The following is a 16,873-nucleotide window of genomic DNA, read 5'->3' as shown; positions in this document are numbered from 1 at the left end:
CGCTGCGTCAGATGTCAGCCACCCGGTCGAACAGCGCGTGAACGTTCATGCCGCTCAGTCCGCGCGCGGAGGGCGGCGGTCCCGGACGCGGAGCCCCGCGAGGCCGCTCACCGCGCTCGCATGCCGGACCCGCCCGGGCGGCGCTCAGACGGCCACTCTCCAGGTGTCGCGGCCCGCCGCCTTGGCGGCGTAGAGGGCCTCGTCGGCCGCGGCGAGGACGCCGGTGGCCGTGTCGGCGTGCTCACCGAGGACGGCGACGCCGATGGAGACGGTGACGTTGAGCTCGCGCCCGCCCGAGGCGTCGTTCACCTTGAAGCCGCGGACGTTGACGGCGCGGCCGAGGCGCTCGGCGACCACGGAGGCCCCGACCGCGTCGGTCTCGGGCAGCAGCACCATGAACTCCTCGCCGCCGTGGCGGAAGGCGAGGTCGACTTCGCGGATCTGCGCGGTGATGCGGCGGGCGAGCTCGATGAGCACCTGGTCGCCCACGGGATGGCCGTAGGTGTCGTTGACGTCCTTGAAGCGGTCGAGGTCGATCGCGAGCAGCGCCGAGGGCCGCTGGTAGCGGCGGCACCGCTCGGCCTCGCGACGCAGCGAGGTCTGCATGAACCGGTAGTTCCACAGGCCGGTGAGCGGGTCGGTGAGGCTCAGGCGCTCGGCCTGGCGGTGGAGCAGCACGTTCTCGACCGCGACCGAGGCCTGCCCGGCGAAGGTGCGGAGCGTGTCCACGTCGCCGGGCTCGAAGTCCTCCCCCGCGACCCGGTTGTAGAGCACGAGGACGCCGAGGACCCCGGCGTCGGTGCGCGGCGCGCCGTAGTCGGCCTCCGGGCGGCCCCCGAGCATGTCGACGGGCTGGCGGCCCCGGAACGGCACGGCCGCGATGGTGCGCGCGTCCGGTTCGGTGTCGGCGCGAACGCGGTCCTCGAACTTGCCGTCGACGATGCGGCCGTGCGCCGGGACGCCGCCGGCGGCGATCGCGCCGACGATGCCCTCGCCGAGGCGGATGCTCGCGGGCTGGTCGAGGCCGAGGTCGCCCTCGCCCGCGCGTTCGCGGAGCTGGTCGGCGTCGTCCACGTCGACGAGCATGATCACCCCGGCCTCGGCTCCGGCGGTGACCATGGCGGTGTCGAGGATGACCTCGAGGATGCGGTCGAGGTCGAGGGTGGCCGTGAGGGTCTGCCCGAGGCGGCCGAGCTGGCCACGCATCTGGTCGCGGGACGCGGTGAGGGCCTGCACGTACGCCTGGGTCTGCGCGGTCATGCGGTTGAAGGTGAGCGCGAGCTGGGCGACCTCGTCGCGGCCGTGGACGGGCACGCGGACGTTCAGGTCCCCTTCCGAGACGCGTTCGGCGGCGGCCGAGAGCTCGGCGAGCGGGCGCGTGGTCGAGCGCGCGAGCCACGCGGCGAGGCCGACCGCGCACACGGCCGAGGCGGTGACCATCGCGGCGAGGGTCCAGTACATGGGGGTGACGTCGGTGGCGACGGTGCCGATGCTCAACGGCAGGAAGGAGTCGGAGTAGTCCCAGCGCCCGGCGTCGGCGCCGCCGGCCTCGAGGGGATCGCTGCGGCTGTCCTGGAGGATGATGTCGGCGTCCGCGACGCGGGCGAGGCGGCCGAGGAACTCCTGGTCGACGACGCGGAAGGCGCTGAACGCGGCGGTGCTGCCGTCGGTGTTCCGGACCTCGGCCTGGGCGCCGAGGGCGACGATCGGGTCGGCCCCGGCGTAGGCGGCGGTCTCGCCGCAGTCGACCCACGAGCCTTCGGGGGCCTCCACGCCGATGTCGGTGCCGCCTTCCCGGCCGGCGGCGGCGATGCTGGAGAAGACGACGCCGTCGACCACGGACCGGTCGACGACGAGTTGCGCCATTTCGGCCGCGTTCGCCTCGCCGCCGCTACGGTAGTTGAGGGCCACCGCCGCCGCGGAGGCCTGGATGCGCTCGCAGATGGTGCCGAGGGTGGAGTCGACCATGGTCACCGCGGAGTCCGCCAGCGCCTCCCCGCGGGAGTCCGCCAGGTGGGACATGACGGCAGCGACGAACACGGCTCCCACCAGGACCGGCCCGAGCACGACGACGAGGAACGCCGTGGTGAGCCGTGAGCGCAGCGACACCGAAGCCCCCTCAAGTTCACTCCCTAGAAGACTACCTAGAGCAACTGTTCGGACACGACACGGCATGGGCTTTTCGGCAGGATTAGCCGAAAGGATGAGTGTTTGCGACTGCTCGGGGGAATCCTGCCAGGTGCATACCGCGAAGGAAGGGACTGGCATGCAAGAGGCGAAGACGGCGGCACGCCGCCACCTGCTGGCGGCGCGGAACGCGATGCCCGGGGAGGCGCGCGGGCACGCGGACCTGGCGACTTGGAAGGCGTTGCGGGACTTCTTGATCGAGGTCGTGGACGAGGGAGCGGCCGTGGCGGCGTACCGGCCGTTCGGGTCGGAACCGGGCGCGGCGCTCGAACCCGAACTGCCCGAACGGCTCGCGGTGGTCTACAAGGTCTTGCTGCCGGTGCTGCTGCCTGACAACGACCTCGCCTGGCAGGAGGCGGGAGGCCCTGGCGGGCAGGGGGAGCCGGACGAGAACTCGGTCGGGGGCGACGGCCCGAGGCCGCGCGGGGAGACGCACGGACCGGAGGCGGTGCAGCAGGTGGCGGCGGTGATCGTGCCCGGTCTCGCGGTCTCCAACGAGGGGATCCGGCTCGGTCGGGGCGGCGGATCGTACGACCGCGCGCTGGCCCGGGTCGGCCCGGACGTGCCCGTGGTGGCGTTGCTCAGAGACGGCGAGCTCGGCGTCGCGGTCCCGGCGGAGCCGCACGACCGGCCGGTGACGGGCGTGATCACGCCGTCGAACGGGTTCACGTCGCTGCGGTAGCGGCGCGCCGCGGGGGCGACCCGGCGACCCGGCGACCCGGCGGCAGTGCCGAGGATCTCGTGCCCGGCGGCTCACGTGCAGGCGGGACGGTATTAGCACTCCGGGGTGTTGAGTGCTAATGTCGATCCGGATCTGTGATGACTCCTGGAGGTTAGGCCGTGCCTGTCTACGAATACCGCTGCAAGGAGTGCGGTTACGAGTTCGACAAACACCAGTCGTTCGCCGAGGCGCGTCTGACCGACTGCCCCAGCTGCGAGGCCCGGGGCGCGCTGCGCAAGGTCTTCGGGAACGTCGGCGTGACCTTCAAGGGCAGCGGCTTCTACCGGACCGACTCGCGGTCCACCGATTCCAGCTCGCTGAGCTCGAACGGCTCCCAGAACGGCGCAAAGCCGAGCGAGAGCAAGTCGGAGTCCAAGCCCGCCGCGACCTCCACGACCGCTTCCACCGCGTCCGGCTCGGGAAGCGCCGCCAAGGCGGCTTGAGTCCCCGCGCCTCCGGGCGCACCCGGACTCGCCGCTCGGCGCACCCGGACCCCCGCTTCCCCGCGACCGCGGCACCGTCCCTTCGCGTCCGCGCCTCCGGGCAGATGCCGTCCGCGGTGTGAAGCGCACCTGAACACTGCGCCGGCCCCTCGTTCCCGCGACGGGGGCCGGTTCGCGTCCTCGGCCGCCGATTCAGCCTTCGCCCGCCGTATCCGCGCCCGGCTCCGAGATCGGGTCGGCGGTGGTCGGGGCGGTGCCCTCCTCCCCGCCGCGCTCCTCGGTCTCGTCGTCCGCGAGTTCCTCCTCCGCGGCGTCCGCGGCCCGCTCCTCCTCGAACGCCATTTCGTCGTCCGGCGGCGGCTCGACCTTCCATGCGTGCCATACGCGAAGGCGGGACGATTCGGCTGCCTCGACGGTCTTCGGCCCCGAACGGGACAAGTCGCCGCTCGGATACGGCGGGTCAGACCGCCAGCGCGACGGCGGTGGTGAGGACCAGTTGGGCCAGCGCGATCGGGACGAGGCCCTTCCAGCACAGCGCCTGGATCTGGTCGACGCGCAGGCGCGGCCAGGCCACGCGCAGCCAGATGACGACGGCCGCGAGGGCGCCGGTCTTGAGGAGCGTCCAGAGCCAGCCGAGCGATTCGGGGCCGGGGCCGCGCCAGCCGCCGAGGAAGAGGACGGCGGTGAGGGCCGAGATGACGACGATGCCGACGTACTCGGCGAGCAGCAGCAGCGCGAAGCGGAGGCCCGCGTACTCGGTGAGATAGCCGAAGACGAGTTCGGAGTCGGCCACGGGCGCGTCGAACGGCGGTCGGCGGATCTCGGCGAGCCCGGCGGTGAAGAACACGAGCGCGGCCGGGGCCTGCCACAGCAGCCACCAGGGGTTCCAGGCCTCGACGATCGCGGGGAGGCTGAGCGTCCCGGCCGCGACGGCGACCGACGCGGCGGCGAGGACGAGGGGCAGTTCGTAGGCCATGAGCTGCGCGGCCCCGCGCAGCGCCCCGATGAGCGTGTACTTGTTGGCCGAGGACCACCCGGCCATGAGCACCGCGAGGACGCCGACGCCGACGAGCGCGACCACGATGAACAGGCCCATGTCGAGGTTCGCGCCGACGAGGTCGCCGGGGCCGAGCGGGATGAACAGGATGACGAGCAGGTACGGCAGGAGCGCGACGGCGGGCGCGAGCTTGAAGACGGGCTTGTCGGCGGCGTCGGGGACGAGGTCTTCCTTCTGGGCGAACTTCACGCCGTCGGCGATGAGCTGGGCCCAGCCGTGGAAGCCCCCGGCGTGCATCGGGCCGAGCCGGCCCTGCATGTGGGCCATGAGCTTGTGCTCGGTCTGCCCGACGAGGAGCGGGAGCACCAGGAAGGCGGCGAACACGGCCGCGACCTTGACGATCAGCTCAAGAAGCATCGGGCCGCCTCGTCCGGGGGTCGGCGGGAGGCTCGGTCGGCTCCGGTCGGGTCGCTCCCGCCGGGGTCGGCGCGCCGGGTTCGCTCGCCTGCGACGGCGGGCCCGGTTCGGTCGCTCCCGCCGCCGCGGGCGGGTCCGGCTGGATCCAGTGCTCCGGCACCCCCGGCGGGCGCTTCGGCGCCCGCTTGCGGGCCGCGCCCCCTCTCGGTGAGTCCTGCGGGCCGTGCGTCCGGCCGCCCTCGCCGGGTTCTTTCGCGCCGGGCCAGGGCTTGACGACGCGGGAGGCGAGCACGAAGTCCTTGCGGAGCGGGTGGCCCTCGAACTCGGGGGTGAGCAGGAGCGGCTTGAGGTCGGGGTGTCCGGGGAAGTCGACGCCGAACATCTCGTGGGTCTCGCGCTCGTGCCAGTCGGCGCCCGGGTAGAGGTCGGTGACCGAGGCGATCGCGCCTTCGGCGAGGAGCGCGCGCAGGAGGACGCCGCGACGGTCGGCGACGGACCAGAGGTGGGCGACGATCCGGAACCGGTGCGGCCCGGACGGGGCGTCCCCGCTCTCGGGCCCGGCCGGTCCTTCGTCCACTGCGGACAGCCAGTCGAAGAAGTCGCAGCCGAGCTCGTCGCGGCAGGCGCGCACGGCCTCGTGCCATTGCCCGGGGTCGACGTCGGCGACCGAGCGCGGGCCGTCCGCGCCGACGGCCTCCACGCCGAGGGCGGCGCGCAGGCGCTCCTCCCAGAAGTCAGGCATCGCGCCCGTCCCCGGTGCGTCCCGTGGTCATTCCGGTCTCCTCAGCGGTGCGCGCAGGCTCGGCTTGCGCAGCGGCGCGCGGCCGATCTGCCGTTGCAGCTCGCCGATGCCGTAGAGGAGGGCCTCGGGGCGCGGCGGGCAGCCGGGGATGTAGACGTCGACGGGGATGATCTGGTCGACGCCCTTGGTCACGCAGTACGAGTCCCAATAGGGGCCGCCGGAGTTGGAGCAGGCGCCGAAGGAGATCACGTACTTCGGCTCGGGCATCTGATCGTAGAGCCGTTTGATCGCGGGGGCCATCTTGTCGGTCACGGTGCCCGAGACGACCATGAGGTCGGCCTGGCGCGGGGAGTGCGCGAAGGGGATCACGCCGAGGCGCATGAAGTCGTGCCGGCTCATCGACGCGGCGATGAACTCGATGGCGCAGCAGGCCAGCCCGAAGTTGAAGACCCACAGCGAGTAGCGGCGGCCCCAGTTGAGGACGAACCGGATCGGCTCGCCGAGCATCGAGGGCTCGGTGTGAGCCGCGGACCGGCTCCGATCGGCGTCGGAGGGGCGGGCCGGGAACGGGAGCCTCACCGCCATCGCAGCACCCCTTTCCTCCAGGCGTAGGCGAGCCCGAGGGCGAGGACGCCGACGAAGACGCCCATCTCGACCGCGGCGGCGGTCCCGAAGGCCCGGAACACGGCGGCCCACGGGAACAGGAACACCGCTTCGACCGCGAAGAGCACGAACAGGAACGCGTAGACGTAGTAGCGGATCTGGACCTGGGCCCAGTCCTTGCCGACATGGTCCCGGGGCGGCGACGCCGCTCCGGTCCGGGGATAGGCGAGCGAAGCGAGCCGGCCGGGCGGGGCGTCGGGCGCGGGGTCGACGCCGCATTCGTAGGTCTGGGCCTTGTCCGCCGAGGGCGCGCTCGGACGCAGGATCCGGTTGGCGGTCATCGCGACGGCGACGAAGGCGAATCCGGTCAGCAGCAGCACCCCGAACGTCAGGTAGTCGGCCGGTCCGGAGGTCTCCATACCGACACCTTAGTGCTGGACCACGGCGAGCGGTACCCGCGAGCGCGGCTTTCGCGCGGCGTTTCCGGGGATTCCGCCCCGCACGGGGCGCAACCGACCGGCACGCCGGAGCGTGTTGCTGTACGAAGAGGATTCACGCCGAATGCGGCGCGGCCTCCGGCCGAACGCCGGGGGAACGACGCGGCACTCGGACACAGGCAAGAGGAATGGGATCACCGCACATGACCGCCGCCGGCGCACCGCCGCTGTCTCGGGCCGGGCAATCGCCCGCCGCGGCTTCGGCGATCCCGCATCACGGCCCGGACGCCGCCTCGGCGGCGCTCCCGAGCCGGACGTTCACCGCCTCGGCGGCGCTCGCGAGCCGCGGGCCCGCGGCCTCGGCCGCCCCGACCGCGCACGGCCCGGCGCTCGACGCCGAGTTCGCGGCCCTGGTGCTCGATTGGCCGACGACGGACGGGGACGAGGCCGTCGGCGGCCCCACGGATCCGGCCGTCGATGCGATGATGGACATGGCGACCCCGCCTCGTGTCTCGACCCGCGCGAAAGCGACAATGGTTGCCGCCGGGCACGACCGTGATGACCCGGAACCTGCCCTTGTCCCCCCTACCTGCGCTGGAGCCGATGTGCGAACGGAGGCGGAATTCACCGACCTCTACGAGAAGCATTTCTCTGAGCTCGCTGCCCAGGTATGCGCCTATCTCGGGGACGCCACCGAAGCCCAGGACCTGGTCCAGGAGGCCTTCCTGCGGGCGTGGCAGCGCTGGGAGAAGGTCGGCGGGTACGAAGAGCCGGTCGCGTGGGTCCGCCGCGTGGCCTGGAACCTCGCCACCAGCAAGCACCGCCGGAACCAGGTGGCGCGCAAGTTCCTCCAGAAGTCGTCCGCCCCGGAGGCGGCCCCGGCCGCGAGCCCCGACCACGTGGCGCTGGTCGCCGCGCTGCGGCAGATCCCGGCCAAGCGCCGCCGGGCGCTCGTCATGCACTACATGGCCGACATGACGATCAGCGCGATCGCCGAGCAGACCGGCGCGCGCGAGGGCACCGTGAAGTCCTGGCTGCACCGCGGCCGGAAGGAACTCGCCGCGATCCTCACCGACGAGACGCCGGCGGTGAAGGCCGTCGAGACCGACCCCGACACCATGCCGATCCGCATCCGGCGCGCGATCCCGGGGACCCCGCGCGTGTCCCGGTCCGCGGGCCGCCGAGCTTCCGTGAAGGAGGACCGCTCATGACCATCGACCCCGACGACGAGAAGGTCGCGGCGGCCTTCGCGCGCCTGAAGGCGGAGTCCTCGGCGCACTTCCCGCCGCCGCCGGTGAACGAGCTCCTCGGCCGCGGCCCGGCCGCACTGCGGCGACGCCGCCTCATGTCGCTCGCGGCCGTCGTGGGCGCGTGCACCGCGGTCACCGCGGGCGGCTTCGCCGTGGCCCAGACGCTCGGGCCGCTCAGCGGCGGCCCCGACACGGCCGCCAGCAGCTCGGCCGCCTCCGAAACGGCCGAGCCCGACGGCGACGGCCCGACCCGCCTCGGCGACCCGGCGAGCCCGCACGTCGACGAGACGGACGACGAGACGGCCACCGCGGCGCCCGACGGCGAGCCGGTCATCGTGATCGAACCCGCCGACTGGTGGGAGGGGTCGCCCGACGCCTGGGCGGTCCACTGCGAGACCGGGCCCCAGCCCTTCGACGCCGCCGATTGGAAGATCGGCGACGAGAGCCCCTGGGACATCGTCGACCCCGCCGCCGACCCGGCCGTCGCGGACACCGGTTACGCGCACGACTACGACGCGCCGCTCGACCTCGACGCCGACGGCGACGCGGACGACGTCCTCCTGGAACTCGGCTGCGACAAGCGCGCCACCGGCATCGCCGCGTTCACCTGGGACGAGACCGGCACCAGCCTGCACATGCTCGGCTGGGTGTGGGAGCCCGGGGACGCGGGCGCGACCGTGGACATCCAGCTCGTCGAAAACGGCGTGATCACGCTCGGCGGGTACGCCCAGCACCCCGAGACCTGGCAGACCCGCTTCACGTGGGACGGCGAGGGCTTCGCACCGGTCGAGGACGACGTGGCACCCGCCGACCCGACGCCGACGGAGAGCACCAGCAGCCCCGCGCCGCCGGTCGAGACGCCGACCGCGGAAGGCGCGACCTCGACCGCCTCGGGCGAGTCCTGAGAGGAGCCTCGCACCGGGTCGGATCCACGACTCCGGCGTGTCTCCGAGCGGCGTTCACGTCCACGATCCGGGACGGTGACATCACGGTCTCGCGGCCGTGAAATCGCCGGAACCGGAGGTCTGCGTCACTGCGAGCAGAGGATCGTCTCAGCATGTGAGCCGGATCGCCGACAGTGGTGTCGCCTACATCGCGCCCGTGTCGCAGGGTTGGCACCGCGAGCCGACGCCCGCGTAGCATCGCAAGTAGCAGACACGGCGGAGCGCCGCTCTTCCGAACCGAAACGCCGCAGTCCTTGCGTGCCCCAGAACCCGCATGAGGAGAACTAGGTGAACACCGTCCGGCAGCTCGACCGGGTCGTCATCCGCTTCGCAGGGGACTCCGGCGACGGGATGCAGCTCACGGGAGACCGCTTCACCGCGGAGACCGCCAAACTCGGCAACGACCTGTCGACACTCCCGAACTATCCCGCCGAGATCCGGGCGCCCGCCGGGACCCTCCCGGGCGTGTCGAGCTTCCAGATCCACTTCGCCGACAGCGACATCCTCACCCCCGGGGACCACCCCGAGGTGCTCATCGCCATGAACCCGGCCGCGCTCAAGGCCAACCTGCGCGACCTCAAGCCCGGCGGCACCATCGTCGTCAACACCGACGAGTTCACCAAGCGGAACCTCACCAAGGTCGGCTACGACGCGAACCCGCTCGAAGACGACTCCCTCGAGGACTACCAGGTCCACCCCGTCCCGCTCGCGAGCCTCACGATCGCGGCGCTCGCCGAGTTCGAGGTCAGCAAGAAGGACGCCGAGCGCTCGAAGAACATGTTCGCGCTCGGGCTCGTCTCCTGGATGTACTCGCGCCCGACCGAGGCCACCGAGGCGTTCCTGCGCGGCAAGTTCAAGAACAAGCCCGCCATCGCCGAGGCGAACATCGCCGCGCTCAAGGCCGGCTGGAACTACGGCGAGACCACCGAGGCCTTCCCGGTGCGCTTCGAGATCCCCCCGGCGAAGCTCGCCGCGGGCACCTACCGGAACGTCACCGGCAACGTCGCCCTCGCCTGGGGCATCACCGCCTCGGGCGTCGCGACCGGCCTGCCGGTGTTCCTGGGCGCGTACCCGATCACCCCGGCCAGCGACATCCTCCACGAGCTGTCCAAGCACAAGCGCTTCGGCGTCACCACCGTGCAGGCCGAGGACGAGATCGCCGCGGTCGGCGCGACCCTGGGGGCCTCGTGGGGCGGGGCGCTCGGCGTCACCACCTCCTCGGGCCCGGGCATCGCGCTCAAGTCGGAGACGATCTCGCTCGCGGTCTCCCTGGAGCTGCCGCTCATCGTCGTGGACGTGCAGCGCGCCGGCCCCTCCACGGGCATGCCGACCAAGACCGAGCAGGCCGACCTCGTGATGGCCATGTTCGGCCGCCACGGCGAGGCCCCGATCGCGATCCTCGCGCCGCAGTCCCCTTCGGACTGCTTCGACATCATGCTCGAGGCCGCGCGCATGGCCACACGCTACCGGACCCCGGTCATGGTCCTGTCGGACGGCTACATCGCCAACGGCGCCGAGCCCTGGAAGCTCCCGGACATGGCCGACCTCCCGGACCTCTCGGTCGAGTTCGCGACCGAGATGAACGCCGTGGACGCCAAGGGCGAGCAGATCTTCCTGCCGTTCCAGCGCGACCCCGAGACCCTGGCCCGCCCGTGGGCCGTGCCCGGCACCCCCGGCCTCCAGCACCGCATCGGCGGCATCGAGAAGGCCGACGGCACCGGCGACATCTCGTACGACCCCGTCAACCACGACCACATGGTCCGCACCCGCGCCGCGAAGATCGCCGGCATCGACGTCCCGGACCTGGAGGTCGACGACCCGAACGGCGACGCCCGCGTGCTCGTCCTCGGCTGGGGCTCCACGTGGGGCCCGATCGGCGCGGCCGTGCGCGCCCTGCGCGAGAAGGGCGTCTCGATCGCCCGCGCGCACCTGCGCTACCTCAACCCGATGCCGCACAACACGGCCGCCGTCCTCGCGAAGTACGACAAGGTCGTCGTCCCGGAGATGAACCTGGGCCAGCTCACGATGCTGCTGCGCGCGAACTTCCCCGGCAACGACGTGGTCGGCTACAACAAGGTGCGCGGCCTGCCGTTCACCTCCAACGAACTGCAGGAAGCCCTGGAGGAGGTCATCAAGAATGGCTGACGTCAAGCTCGACGCCCCCACGCTGAAGGCCAAGGACTTCAAGTCCAGCCAGGAGGTCCGCTGGTGCCCCGGCTGCGGCGACTACGCCATCCTGGCCGCGGTCCAGTCGTTCCTGCCCGAATTGGGCCTGGAGCGCGAGAAGATCGCGTTCATCTCCGGCATCGGCTGCTCCTCGCGGTTCCCGTACTACCTGAACACGTACGGGATGCACTCGATCCACGGCCGCGCCCCGGCCATCGCCACGGGCCTGGCGGTCTCCCGCCCGGACCTGTCGGTGTGGGTCGTCACCGGCGACGGCGACGCCCTGTCGATCGGCGGCAACCACCTCATCCACGCGCTGCGCCGCAACGTGAACCTGAAGATCCTGCTGTTCAACAACCGGATCTACGGGCTCACCAAGGGCCAGTACTCCCCCACGTCCGAGCCGGGCAAGCTCACCAAGTCGAGCCCGGTCGGCTCGGTCGACGCGCCGTTCAACCCGCTGTCGCTCGCGCTGGGCTCGGAGGCCACGTTCGTGGCCCGCACGCTCGACTCCGACCGCGCGCACCTGCAGGAGGTCCTGCGGGCCGCGGCCGAGCACGAGGGCAGCGCGTTCGTGGAGATCTACCAGAACTGCCCGATCTTCAACGACAACGCCTTCGAGACGCTGAAGAACCCCGACACGCGCGACATGGCGCTCATCCGCCTCCAGGACGGCGAGCCGATCCGGTTCGGCGACCGGGTGGTCGTGCAGTCCGGTTACGGGCTCGAGGTCAAGGACGCGGCCGACGTCGACGAGTCGGACGTGGTCGTGCACAAGGCCGACGTGGACGACCCGGCGTACGCGTTCGCGCTGAGCCGGCTGTCGGGCACCGAGCTCGACCACACGCCGATCGGGGTGTTCCGCAACGTCAAGCGGCCCACGTACGACGAGGGCGTGCGCCGCCAGGTCGACGAGGCCGCGGCCGGCGTCGACCGCAAGGAGGCCCTCGACCGGCTCCTGCACTCCGGCGACACCTGGACCGTGCTGTAACGCAAGCGAAGTGACGTGGGCCGGACCCTTCGGGGTCCGGCCCGCCGTCGCTTGCGGGACTCAGCGCTCCATGACGTCCTGGGCCGCGGCGAGGAGGTCGCGGATCTCGTCCTGCCAGGCGTACACCGACGTCTCGATCGACAGGTAGTAGTCCTTCACCATGTCCTCCCAAGCCCGGTCCGCCGTCTCGCGGAACCCGGTCTCGTCGCCGCATGCGGCGAGATCGACCGCGAACGCGATCTCGAACGCCTTCTTGCCCTCGTAGTCCGCGGGGGCGTCCTCGGGCAGGTCCGGGAAGTCGCCGACGACGCTCCCCGGGCCTTCGTAGAGCTCGTAGAAGTAATCGGTGACCGGCAGGGCGCCCTCCTCGTCGAACTCCCAGCCCGGGTGTCCGCGCTCGGCGAGGCAGTCGACCAGTGCGCCCTGGACTCCGGCGATCGCCTCGCGGAAGCGGACCCGGTACTCCTCGAAGGTCCCGAAGTCGTCGACGGGGTTCTCCGGGCGGTACTCCCAGTACGCGTAGCGGTATTCGGCGTCCGCCTCGGTCTCCTCGACCAGCCGCAGGTCGTCGTAGAGGGCGTCGATCATCTCGCGCTGGCAGCCGCCCGGTTCGGGGGCGACGTACGCGAAGTCGTCGACGTCGATGCCGCCGGTGTCGGCGCTGCCGCCGGTCGGGGCCTCGGCGCCGACCAGGTGGCCGTGCTCCGAGGCCGCGAGCGCCTCGCCGTAGAAGGCCGCATACCAGTCGTACTGCTCCTGAGGGGAGAGCGCTTCGAACTCGCCGTTGTCGAGCAGGGCGCTGTTGCCCGCCCTCAGGTCGCCCTCCAGTTCCGGGTCGATGCCCTCGTGCGCGTAGTACGCGTCGATCGCATCGGAGTCGCGGCCCTCGTCGGTCATGGCCCAGCCGCCGGTGCCGAACTCGGCGGCCTCGTCGGCCTCGGGGAGCCAGCTCCCCCAGGAGTAGGAGTCGAGCAGCGAGTCCTGCTCCTCGGGTTCGACGGCCGAGAACCAGAACTGGTCATGGACCGTGAAGTCCCGGCGCTCCAGGCAGTGCTGGATGATCCGGTTCTCGGCGGACTCCAGTTCGTACAGGAGCCGGGCGCTCTCGTTGGCCATGTCGGCCAGGCGGTCGTCGTCGTACGCCTTCCCCGCGTCCGCGTCGTCGGCCCCGCTCCCGGCGTCGCCGGTGCAGGCGGCCGCGGCCGCCAGGACGAGCGCGGCGACGAGGGCGCCCGCTGCTCTAGTGTTGCGTCGCATCGCATTCCTCTCACAGGGTCGGCGGTCATCCGGCCCTGTGAGTACGCGAACGGGCGCTCCGCGGTTGCCCGGGCTAGAGCAGCGGCTCGAGTTCGGCCGCGGCGTCGCGCAGACGACCCACGAGCACGGGCCACGTGTCGCGGATCTCGGTGAGCGGCAAGGCGACGGCGAAGACGATCCGGTCGGCCGGGGTCTCGCCCTCGCGGACCACGACGCCGGCGCAGCCGACGCCTTCGCGGAACTGGCCCAGCTCGGCGTACACCCCGGACTCGCCGTAGACGGCCAGGTCGTACTCGAACGCGTCGGGCTCGGTGAGGGTGCGGCGGGTGAACGGGCGCATCCCGGCGGCCTTGAGGAACCGGGCCCGGTCGTGGGGCTGGAGCGTGGCGAGGAGGGCCTTGCCGAGCGCGGTGGCGTGGGCCCCGTCGTCGAAGCCGACGATGAGGTCCTCCACGTGCGGGCTGCGGCTGCCTTCGGTGACCTCGGTGACGGCCGGGCGGCCTTCCACGAAGCGGGCCAGGAAGGTCGAGTAGCCGGTCTCGCTCGACATGCGGCGCATGAACTCCGCGCAGGTGCGCGGTCCGGCCATGGTGCGGGTCAGCTCGGAGTAGCGGTCGGAGACCTCCAGGCCGAGCGTGTACTTGCCGTGCTCGTCGCGGCGCAGGTAGTGCTCGTAGACGAGGGTGCGCAGCAGATTGTACGCGGTGGCGCGGTTGAGGCCGCACTCGAACGCGATGCGCGGGGCCGTGACGCCGCCGGAGTGGCGGCCCACGTACTCCATGATGCGCAGCGCCCGCTGCACGCTCTGGATCATCTTGGTCGGCTCACTCTGCGCGCCCGGCAGGGCACTCGCCGCCGCTCCCTTGCCGGGCTTGTGCGCGGGCCGCGCGGACCGGGTCCGCGCCGCGCGCTCTCTGGGCGCGCCCGAGTCGTGGGGGCCGCCGCCTCGCGGTTCGTCCCCTGGTCGCCGCTGCTCCACCATGCCGCTGCTCCAATTGCACCCGTCGACCTCAGGTCGACGCCGGGTGCGGCGCCGGCCGGGTCGGCCGTGATCTAACTATATAAACAACAGCCGGTTGCGTCACGGTCGCATTCAAGGCAGTATCTATGTGTCAGCACCGTTCGCGGTCCGGCTCCGGCCGGTCGCGAACACCCCGCGGCGGCGGTGTCGAGTCCCCACCAAACTTCCTCGCCGTCGCCGCGGAACATTCGAATAAACGAAACGCGGCGGCTCCCTCCCACCAGGGCCGCCGCGTTTCGTCTCCCCCGAGGTCCCGGGAGAGCAGGCGACAGCGCGGAGCCGCCGGCGGCGGCCGCCGTGGCGACCGGGGCTCAACCGTCGCACAGGCGGTGCTCGGCCGTCAAGCGGACTCACTCGTATTGCGTACGCGGCGGCGCCCGTCCCTGAATGTGAGCGGTTGCCGAGACGGCGCGGCACGCTGGAGTACGGTTGCCGACGTGCCGACCGCGACCCTCGCCCCCGCGTCCCCCAGGACCGCCACGACCGTCGCGGCCGCCATGAGCGTCCAGGTCGCCGCCGTCATCCCCCTGTTCCTCTTCGGCGGACTCGCCGTGCAGATCGCCGGGGAACTCGGCATGGGCGTCAGCGCGATCGGGTGGGTCTCCGGCCTCTACTTCGCGGTCTCCGCGGCCACGACGGTGCCCTCCGGGCGGCTCGTCGACCGCTTCGGGGCCCTGGTGACCGCGCGGATCGCGGTGGGGCTCTCGGCCGCGGGGATGCTCGGGATCGCGTCCGCCGCGTACGAGCCGTGGACGCTGGCGCTGTTCCTGGTGCTGTGCGCGCCCGCGAACGGGCTCGGGCAGCTCGCCTCGAACGTCGTCCTCACCACGTGGGCTCCCGAGGGGCGGCGCGGACTCCTGTTCGGCGCCAAGCAGGCCTCGGTGCCGCTGTGCATCATGCTCGGCGGGCTCAGCGTCCCGGCCGTCGCCTTGACGCTCGGCTGGCGGTGGGCCTTCGTCTTCGGGGCCGCGCTCGTCCTGGGCGCGCTGATCCCGCTCGCCGGGCTCGGCAGCCCCCGGATCCGGCCGCGGGTCCGAGGCGCGCGGTCCTTCGACGGGACGCTGCTGCTGTTCGCAGTCGCCACATGCCTCGGCGCGAGCGCGGCGACGCCGATCGGCTCGTTCCTGACGACGTACACGGTGGACATCGGCGGGTCCGAAGGCTACGCGGGCCTGGTGCTGACGATCGGCGGCATCGCCGGGATCATCGGCCGCACCGGGTTCGGGGCGCTCGGCGACCGCAAGCGGGGCGGCGAGTTCACGATCATCACGCTCATGCTCGCGGGCGGCGCGGTGGGCGTCGCGACGTTCCTGTTCGAACTGCACTGGCTGATGCCGCTGGGCACGGTGGCGGCGTACGGCCTCGGCTGGGCCTGGCCGGGCCTGATGAACCACGCGGTGACCAAGCGGTACGCGGACGCGCCCGCACTGGCCACGTCGGTGACGCAGACCGGGATCTTCCTCGGCGGCGTGTTCGGCCCGATCGGCATCGGGCTCATCGTGGAGCACGCCGGCTGGAGCGCGGGCTGGATCACCGTGGTCGCGTGCATGGCGGCGTCGGCCCTGTTCATCGTCGTCGGAAGCGCCGTGGCGAGGCGACATGCGCATTGACGTTCCTCATGGCGGCGCGGGCGACTCCCGGTTCCCGTGCCGTCCTCGCTCCCGCCCTCACACGATAAGGTGAGCCTGTGGTGACCACCCGACGAGCCCAGACCGCACTGACCTTCTCCGACGACGCCTTCGCGGAGGAGATCCGAGCTTCCCTCGACCTCGTCGAAGAGCGCCTGCTCAAGGCCGTCGACACCGACCAGCCGCTGCTGCGCCAGTCCGGGTCCCACCTCATCCGGGCCGGCGGGAAGCGCTTCCGCCCCATGCTGACCCTCGTGTGCGCGCACCTGGGCGACCCGACGCGGCCGAACATCCTCGAAGCCGCCGTCGCGCTGGAGCTGACCCACCTGGCGACGCTCTACCACGACGACGTCATGGACGAGGCGCTCGTGCGCCGCGGGGCCCCGAGCGCCAACGCCCGCTGGGACAACTCGGTCGCGATCCTCACCGGCGACTACCTCTTCAGCCAGGCCGCGCAGATCATGGCCGAGCTGGGCACCGAGGCCGTGCGGCTCCAGGCCTCCACGTTCGCACGGCTCGTGCGCGGCCAGATCAACGAGACCATGCCGCAGCCCGAGGGCATCGACGCGGTCGAATGGCACCTGAACATCCTCTCGGAGAAGACCGGCTCGCTCATCGCCACCTGCGCGAAGTTCGGGTCGTGGTTCTCAGGGGCCTCCGAAGCGACGATCGCGACGGCCGCGGAGTTCGGCGAGGTCATCGGGGTCGCGTTCCAGATCGCCGACGACATCATCGACATCGCCTCCGACTCCTCGGGCAAGACGCCGGGGACCGACCTCCTCGAAGGCGTCCCGACCCTGCCGGTGATCTACGCGCTCGCGGGCGACGACCCGGCCGAGGCGCGGCTGCGGGAGCTCGTCGCGGGCCCGGTCCCGGAAGCGGACCTGCCCGAGGCCCTGGAACTCCTGCGGGGCTCGGCGGCCCTGGAGCAGGCGAAGGCGACCCTGCACCAGTACCAGGAGCGGGCCAGGGCCCTCGCGAAGTCCCTCCCGGAGGGCCCGCCGCAGAAGGCCCTGATCGACATCTGCGACTACATGCTCGAACGCGAGGCCTAGAGCGGCCGGCGGCG

The 16,873-nt window shown here is 72.0% G+C and carries 17 protein-coding genes; 8 read left to right on the top strand and 9 right to left on the bottom strand.

All coding sequences use genetic code 11. The features are described 5' to 3' along the window. Window positions 1-144: 144 nt before the first annotated feature. Entirely contained in the window at window positions 145-2,109 is a 1,965-nt protein-coding gene (locus K3N28_RS11330; protein WP_228092640.1) for a diguanylate cyclase, read from the bottom strand. A gap of 157 nt (window positions 2,110-2,266) precedes the next feature. Here K3N28_RS11330 and K3N28_RS11325 point away from each other — a divergent pair, with 157 nt between their 5' ends. Further along, window positions 2,267-2,869, top strand: coding sequence for a 5-formyltetrahydrofolate cyclo-ligase (locus K3N28_RS11325; protein WP_228092639.1), 603 nt, complete (start codon window positions 2,267-2,269; stop codon window positions 2,867-2,869). 158 nt (window positions 2,870-3,027) lie between these two features. Continuing rightward, window positions 3,028-3,351, top strand: coding sequence for an FmdB family zinc ribbon protein (locus K3N28_RS11320; RefSeq protein ID WP_228092638.1), 324 nt, complete (start codon window positions 3,028-3,030; stop codon window positions 3,349-3,351). Window positions 3,352-3,543: 192 nt separating this feature from the next. On the opposite strand, the gene K3N28_RS11315 is transcribed toward K3N28_RS11320, so the two are convergent. The 6 genes from K3N28_RS11315 to K3N28_RS11290 form a co-directional block, all read right to left on the bottom strand. Beyond that, complete coding sequence (locus tag K3N28_RS11315; protein ID WP_228092637.1) at window positions 3,544-3,693, bottom strand: hypothetical protein; 150 nt, start codon at window positions 3,691-3,693, stop codon at window positions 3,544-3,546. 118 nt (window positions 3,694-3,811) lie between these two features. After that, the gene (locus K3N28_RS11310; protein WP_228092636.1) at window positions 3,812-4,765 is read right to left on the bottom strand and encodes a complex I subunit 1 family protein; all 954 of its coding nucleotides are present in this window, start codon (window positions 4,763-4,765) and stop codon (window positions 3,812-3,814) included. After that, entirely contained in the window at window positions 4,755-5,507 is a 753-nt protein-coding gene (locus K3N28_RS11305; RefSeq protein ID WP_228092635.1) for an NADH-quinone oxidoreductase subunit C, read from the bottom strand. Before K3N28_RS11305 ends, K3N28_RS11310 begins: the two co-directional genes overlap by 11 nt. A gap of 27 nt (window positions 5,508-5,534) precedes the next feature. After that, entirely contained in the window at window positions 5,535-6,014 is a 480-nt protein-coding gene (locus K3N28_RS11300; RefSeq protein ID WP_255640273.1) for an NADH-quinone oxidoreductase subunit B, read from the bottom strand. Window positions 6,015-6,082: 68 nt separating this feature from the next. Next, complete coding sequence (locus K3N28_RS11295; RefSeq protein WP_228092634.1) at window positions 6,083-6,529, bottom strand: NADH-quinone oxidoreductase subunit A; 447 nt, start codon at window positions 6,527-6,529, stop codon at window positions 6,083-6,085. Between the two features lie 292 nt (window positions 6,530-6,821). Next, window positions 6,822-7,040, bottom strand: coding sequence for a hypothetical protein (locus tag K3N28_RS11290; RefSeq protein ID WP_228092633.1), 219 nt, complete (start codon window positions 7,038-7,040; stop codon window positions 6,822-6,824). A gap of 112 nt (window positions 7,041-7,152) precedes the next feature. On the opposite strand from K3N28_RS11290, the gene K3N28_RS11285 reads away from it, so the two are divergent. The 4 genes from K3N28_RS11285 (at window position 7,153) to K3N28_RS11270 (ending at window position 11,898) form a co-directional block, all read left to right on the top strand. After that, window positions 7,153-7,758: an RNA polymerase sigma factor gene (locus tag K3N28_RS11285; RefSeq protein ID WP_228092632.1), complete on the top strand. Its 606-nt coding sequence runs from the start codon at window positions 7,153-7,155 to the stop codon at window positions 7,756-7,758. Next, window positions 7,755-8,702: a hypothetical protein gene (locus K3N28_RS11280; protein WP_228092631.1), complete on the top strand. Its 948-nt coding sequence runs from the start codon at window positions 7,755-7,757 to the stop codon at window positions 8,700-8,702. The genes K3N28_RS11285 and K3N28_RS11280 overlap by 4 nt, the downstream gene beginning before the upstream one ends. 327 nt (window positions 8,703-9,029) lie before the next feature. Continuing rightward, window positions 9,030-10,886, top strand: a complete 1,857-nt coding sequence (locus K3N28_RS11275; RefSeq protein ID WP_228092630.1) for a 2-oxoacid:acceptor oxidoreductase subunit alpha — start codon at window positions 9,030-9,032, stop codon at window positions 10,884-10,886. Continuing rightward, window positions 10,879-11,898, top strand: a complete 1,020-nt coding sequence (locus K3N28_RS11270; RefSeq protein WP_228092629.1) for a 2-oxoacid:ferredoxin oxidoreductase subunit beta — start codon at window positions 10,879-10,881, stop codon at window positions 11,896-11,898. Before K3N28_RS11275 ends, K3N28_RS11270 begins: the two co-directional genes overlap by 8 nt. A 60-nt stretch (window positions 11,899-11,958) precedes the next feature. On the opposite strand, the gene K3N28_RS11265 is transcribed toward K3N28_RS11270, so the two are convergent. Both K3N28_RS11265 and K3N28_RS11260 read right to left on the bottom strand, forming a co-directional pair. Next, on the bottom strand, window positions 11,959-13,155 hold the full coding sequence (locus K3N28_RS11265) for a hypothetical protein (RefSeq protein WP_228092628.1): 1,197 nt from the start codon (window positions 13,153-13,155) through the stop codon (window positions 11,959-11,961). Between the two features lie 73 nt (window positions 13,156-13,228). Beyond that, window positions 13,229-13,969: an IclR family transcriptional regulator gene (locus K3N28_RS11260; protein WP_374209753.1), complete on the bottom strand. Its 741-nt coding sequence runs from the start codon at window positions 13,967-13,969 to the stop codon at window positions 13,229-13,231. A 644-nt stretch (window positions 13,970-14,613) separates the two neighbouring features. On the opposite strand from K3N28_RS11260, the gene K3N28_RS11255 reads away from it, so the two are divergent. Together K3N28_RS11255 and K3N28_RS11250 are read left to right on the top strand one after the other, a co-directional pair. Then, on the top strand, window positions 14,614-15,786 hold the full coding sequence (locus tag K3N28_RS11255; RefSeq protein ID WP_228092626.1) for an MFS transporter: 1,173 nt from the start codon (window positions 14,614-14,616) through the stop codon (window positions 15,784-15,786). 77 nt (window positions 15,787-15,863) lie between these two features. Further along, the gene (locus tag K3N28_RS11250; RefSeq protein ID WP_374209742.1) at window positions 15,864-16,859 is read left to right on the top strand and encodes a polyprenyl synthetase family protein; all 996 of its coding nucleotides are present in this window, start codon (window positions 15,864-15,866) and stop codon (window positions 16,857-16,859) included. Window positions 16,860-16,873 lie beyond the last annotated feature (14 nt).

The sequence above is a fragment of the Glycomyces sp. TRM65418 genome (assembly GCF_019710475.1).
In the GTDB taxonomy this organism is placed as follows: domain Bacteria; phylum Actinomycetota; class Actinomycetes; order Mycobacteriales; family Micromonosporaceae; genus Glycomyces.
Note: the sequence above shows the minus strand (reverse complement) of the source record. Positions and strands in the feature narration are given on the sequence as shown.

Coding starts and splice junctions, on each gene's coding strand:
- K3N28_RS11310 (WP_228092636.1), bottom strand. CDS start 4,765: ATGCTTCTTGAGCTGATCGTCAAGGTCGCGGCCGTGTTCGCCGCCTTC.
- K3N28_RS11270 (WP_228092629.1), top strand. CDS start 10,879: ATGGCTGACGTCAAGCTCGACGCCCCCACGCTGAAGGCCAAGGACTTC.
- K3N28_RS11260 (WP_374209753.1), bottom strand. CDS start 13,969: ATGATCCAGAGCGTGCAGCGGGCGCTGCGCATCATGGAGTACGTGGGC.
- K3N28_RS11280 (WP_228092631.1), top strand. CDS start 7,755: ATGACCATCGACCCCGACGACGAGAAGGTCGCGGCGGCCTTCGCGCGC.
- K3N28_RS11290 (WP_228092633.1), bottom strand. CDS start 7,040: ATGTCCATCATCGCATCGACGGCCGGATCCGTGGGGCCGCCGACGGCC.
- K3N28_RS11265 (WP_228092628.1), bottom strand. CDS start 13,155: ATGCGACGCAACACTAGAGCAGCGGGCGCCCTCGTCGCCGCGCTCGTC.
- K3N28_RS11295 (WP_228092634.1), bottom strand. CDS start 6,529: ATGGAGACCTCCGGACCGGCCGACTACCTGACGTTCGGGGTGCTGCTG.
- K3N28_RS11325 (WP_228092639.1), top strand. CDS start 2,267: ATGCAAGAGGCGAAGACGGCGGCACGCCGCCACCTGCTGGCGGCGCGG.
- K3N28_RS11315 (WP_228092637.1), bottom strand. CDS start 3,693: ATGGCGTTCGAGGAGGAGCGGGCCGCGGACGCCGCGGAGGAGGAACTC.
- K3N28_RS11300 (WP_255640273.1), bottom strand. CDS start 6,014: ATGCTCGGCGAGCCGATCCGGTTCGTCCTCAACTGGGGCCGCCGCTAC.
- K3N28_RS11305 (WP_228092635.1), bottom strand. CDS start 5,507: ATGCCTGACTTCTGGGAGGAGCGCCTGCGCGCCGCCCTCGGCGTGGAG.